4 protein-coding genes are annotated in these 4603 nt (G+C 55.3%); all 4 read left to right on the top strand.

Annotated features, from left to right (window positions below):
- Nucleotides 1-1014: hypothetical protein (locus ACJROR_RS05920; RefSeq protein ID WP_406546281.1), on the top strand; the 1014-nt coding region annotated here is incomplete at its 5' end.
- 86 nt (nucleotides 1015-1100) lie between these two features.
- On the top strand, nucleotides 1101-2990 hold the full coding sequence (gene traD / locus ACJROR_RS05915; protein WP_406546279.1) for a conjugative transfer system coupling protein TraD: 1890 nt from the start codon (nucleotides 1101-1103) through the stop codon (nucleotides 2988-2990).
- Between the two features lie 112 nt (nucleotides 2991-3102).
- Nucleotides 3103-3345, top strand: coding sequence for a hypothetical protein (locus ACJROR_RS05910; protein WP_406546278.1), 243 nt, complete (start codon nucleotides 3103-3105; stop codon nucleotides 3343-3345).
- 196 nt (nucleotides 3346-3541) lie between these two features.
- A partial coding sequence (locus tag ACJROR_RS05905; protein WP_406546277.1) for a tetratricopeptide repeat protein occupies nucleotides 3542-4603 on the top strand: 1062 nt, incomplete at its 3' end.

Here is a 4603-nt window from a genome sequence, read left to right as displayed (position 1 = left end):
TTTCGGGAAGGCTTTGTAAGAGAAGAGCATACCGGAGAATACGGCAGCAGAAAATCAGGGGAAAGAGAAGCTCTTTTCCGACAGGGGACAGGGAGTTCTCGGGATGCGGATTCCCAAAACTTCGGAAAAGCCCTGGAGGAGATCCTGAGAGGATCTGTTGCCCGCAGAAAAGAGCCGTACCGGTCGCCTTTGCCGGAAAACTCCGGTAACACTAATGCCATGGTCAATGCAACTCTCAGCCGGCAGCATTTTGGACAACCGGGTGATCTCAGGGGGATGACAGAAATCCCGGCAGCATCTCAGTGTGATTCCGGCCCGGAAGCTTCCGGAACATTCGGGACTCCTCGCGGAACCCCACGGGATAACGGCGGAGCTTTCGGGGACACCGGGACTTTGCCGGAAAACAGGCCGCAGGAAAGCCGCATTCCTGAGCAGCACATCCCCCGGGAAGCTGGCACGGCATCAAATGCTTCTCCGGACACCCTCCGGCAAAATAACACCGTTAATCAGGCTCAGTATCCTGTGATGAACGGCGCTTCTGCGGCCGCTTCATCCGGTTCTGCCTCAGTATCCGCCGCTCCGTCATCTCCCTCCTCCGCACCGCAGGTAAAGCCCCGGGAGGATCCCAAACCTGCGGTAAAGGCGCCCCGGAAGGAAAGCGCTGCCAAGAAATCAGGTTCTCATTCCTCTTCCCGGGAAGACAAAGACAGCAAACGGAAAGCAGCCTCTTCCGGAAAGAGCAGCAAAGCTAAAAAAGAGCCGGAGGATCTGAGTGAGAGCATGGCAGAAGGGATGATCCCGCCTTTCGGGGAGGATGCAGACAGTGCTTCCGGAAGCTCATTTTCCTCCGGCGGTGATGATGACTGGGCGCTTAATCCCCTGCGGGAAAAGCATACCCCGCCCCGGCCCCGGAATGCCAGCGGGCAGTTTATCAAAATGTCCGAAGCAGCTTCCCAGAATGCCAGGAGCGGAGAAAATATCGGCAATAACAACGGGGCCGTTTACTATGTATAGCGGGACAGCGGTTCTTTATCATGCCACGGAATCCCGAAGCTCCAGGTCATCCTGGTCATATGGCGGAATTAATGAGAGAAAACACTATGAGTAACCCCGAAAACCTGCAAAACCCGCCATCAGTGAGCGCGGCTTTGCATCCTTCAGTTCCCGCAGCATCAGCCGGGGCCAGCGTTGTATCCCAGCCCGCTCCGGAAAACCGTCATCTCCTGTTATCCCGTTATCGCGTAAGAGCGCTTTCCGGATCGCTGGCGCTTCTTGCTCTTTACGCTCTGCCGGGGCCGGGCTCTGTAACCTCTCCGGCGACTTTGGCAACAGCCTGCCTTCTGCTGGCTCTTCTTCTGGACAGAATCCGCCGGGATCGGGAGCTTAAGGAACGGATGGCCGGGTTTGCGGGAGGCGGTTTTCAGAAGCTCGAGCTTTCCAGGCTTCCGGATCTCATAAAGCCTGACATGCTGTATCTGGGAAACGGCTTTCCCTGGCGCAAAAGGGAAGCCCAAAGACTGCGGGATCTTCTGGAAAGCTCCTGGAAGGGACAGCTTTTTAAAAGGGATCCTGCAGTGCGGGGTTCCCGCTTTATCCATGGCATCGGCCGGCCCCGGGCTCTCTACATTCCCCTTAACTTTGTAGCCGGTCATGTGCTTATTACCGGCACTACCGGTGCCGGCAAAACCCGACTCTTTGATCTCCTTATCGCTCAGGCGGTGATGCGAGGCGAGTGCGTCATCATTCTGGATCCCAAGGGAGATCAGGATCTGTCCTCCCATACCAGATCTGCGGCAAAAACCATAGATCCCCGGAAGTTCAAGTTTTTTCATCCGGGGTTTCCGGAAAAGAGCATCAGCATTAATCCCTTGTTCAATTTCAGCCGGAGAAGCGATCTCGCAAGCCGGCTGGCGGCTCTGGTGCCCACGGCCCGGGGCGGGGCTGATCCATTTCGGGCCTTTGCCGAGCTTGCCTTGAACACTGTTATCGGGGGACTGATTCTTATCGGAAAAAGGCCTACCCTGAAGCTGGTACGCTACTATACCGATTCCCGGGTGATGGAGCTGGCGTTTCTGGGGTTTCGGGAATGGTTTCTCCGGCATACCCCGGATCGCTTCCGGGAGGAGCGGGATCGCCTGCTCCGGGCTACCAGCAAGATCCCAGGGAAGCTTCTTACGGAATACAACGGGTTTTACCTTCGGGCCGTTAAAAAGTGGAGTCCCTGCGAAGAGCTGGAGGCCCTTTATGCTCTGGCCAAGCATGATACTGCTCATTACGGCAAAATGGTGGCCTCGCTTTTGCCGGTGCTGGATATGCTGACTCAGGGGGATCTGGGAAATCTCCTGTCACCGTCTGACAAGGTACGGCTGGGAGAGGAGCTCTGGGACTTCGAGAGCCTGATCGCTCATGAAAGGGTGGTTTACATCGGACTGGACTCCCTTACGGATCCCATTGTAGGCGCTTCACTGGGATCCCTCCTTCTTGCGGATCTCGCCGCGGTGGCGGGAAGCCGCTACAACTACGGCCGTAACCTCCGTCCCGTGAATATCTTCATTGACGAAACCGCAGAGGTAATCAATGAGCAGCTGATTCAGCTCCTTAATAAGGGCCGGGGAGCGCAGTTCCGCATCACCATGGCCACCCAGACCGTGGCGGACTTTGAATCCCGGCTGGGATCTTCGGCACGGGCCATGCAGGTACTGGGCAACGTCAACAATCTTATCAGTCTCCGGGTTATTGACCGGGAAACCCGGGAGTACGTGGCGGACTCCCTGCCGGCCGTGCGCATTCGCTACCGGGGGGTATCTGAAAGCTCCCAGAGCTCCACGGACAGCCTGACAGATCCGAACCTCAATACCGTAAGAACCGTTACGGAGCAGAGCGAGCCTTCTTTTCCGGCGGAGATGCTGTCGGAGCTTCCGGATCTGGAATTCATTGCCCGGGTAGGCGGGGCTTCGGTTTACAAGGGGCAGCTTCCCCTGGTGTCTTAGTAATAAAGGGAGCGTGCCATGATTGCTTGACTGTTCTGAGAGTGCCGCAGCGCGTTTGAGTTCTTGGGAGCAAGGCTGGCAGCATTACCAAATTAACGGTCAGAGTGTCTTAATGGAGGTTGTGGCGGCCTGGGAAAAGGTCTCCGCGTGCCGGATGCTGAATGCGGAGGTTCGATGTGCGGTAGAGCTTTGGTGCTATGCTCCCCGGAAACTTACTGCTGGCGCCTGTGTGGACAGGCTGTCCCTTGCTCTTTCACTGAACGACAGCAGAGATGAGCGAGTTCAGGAAGCTCAGGAAGAAATGTCAAAGGAGCTCTGGAAGGAAATTGATGATAAGAGGGACAGAGGGAAATAGACGGACTGGACTTCAGGGCCGCAAAGGACATTGATCCTGGCTGACTGCAGAAGCTGCGGCACGATGTGCGTGATTTCAGATTATGTGGCCGATTATGAGGCGGGCAGCGGTAATTTCAGGATAGCTGCGTTATCATTATCTTCAGGTACAAGCAATTTGCGAGCAGCTTTTAATCAGGTTGACAGGGAGTCTCAAAATGCCTCGTTCTTCGGTATCAAAAAGCCTTTCAGTACTGGCCTTGGCTATTGTCATGTTCTGTCTGAGGGCCACTTCTGCTTCTGCCGGGGAACCGGAGTGCGGCGACGGCGCTGACTGCGCGGAACAGGGCAGCAAATGCGAGAGCAGCGGGGATTTTCTGAAAGCGGAGGGATTTTTTGAGATGGCCTGCCGCCTTGAAAATGCTCTGGGCTGCTACAAACTGGGGAGTCTGTACTGGAGTGATGCCAGGATCAAGCGGGATGTGGCCAAGGCTCTTCCGTATATGGAGCAGGGATGCCGGCTTCAGCATGCCGAGGCCTGTATGTCTCTCGGGGATCTTTACTTCACGGATGAAGAATTTCAGGATCTTCCCAAGGCCAAGGCCTTCAATAACAAAGCCTGCCGTCTCGGTTCCGGCATGGGGTGCGTGAACCTGGGGTATCTTTACACCATGGATTTGAAGGACGCTCTGGTTGATGAAAAGATGCTCATTCTCTTTGAAAAGGGCTGCAACCTGGGAACCGGGGAGGGCTGCAACTCTCTCGCTACCATATATGAGAAAGGGCTTAATGTACCTCAGGATTTTAAAAAGGCCGGTGCTTTTTACGACCGGGCATGCAGCATGGATTTTGCTCTCGGATGCGGCAATCTCTCATCTCTTTATTACTACGGCCGGGGCGTGGAGCAGAATTACGACACGAGTATCAGGCTTATGGAGAAAGCCTGCGAACTCAATAACGGACTTGGGTGTCTGGGACTCGGGAATATGTATGACGGCATGCCGGGCATTCCTAAAGATGGCGCAAAGGCTGTTATGAATTATGTGAAGGCGTGCTCTCTTAAGGAAATCGACGGCTGTGTTATGGCTGCTCTTTACTATGAGCGGGGCACCGGTATTCCGCAGGATGATGGGAAGGCCCGGGAATGTTTTGAGAAGGCATGCGACCTAAAGAAAGTCGTCAAGAGCGGAAAACCTTGCATGAGCGCGGGGAATTACTGGCTGGAAGGCCGAGGAGCGGAACGGGACTATCAGAAGGCGGGGGAATATTTTGAGAAAGGG

It is taken from the genome of Succinimonas sp. (assembly GCF_045225735.1).
Classification (GTDB): Bacteria; Pseudomonadota; Gammaproteobacteria; order Enterobacterales; family Succinivibrionaceae; genus Succinimonas.
Note: the sequence above shows the minus strand (reverse complement) of the source record. Positions and strands in the feature narration are given on the sequence as shown.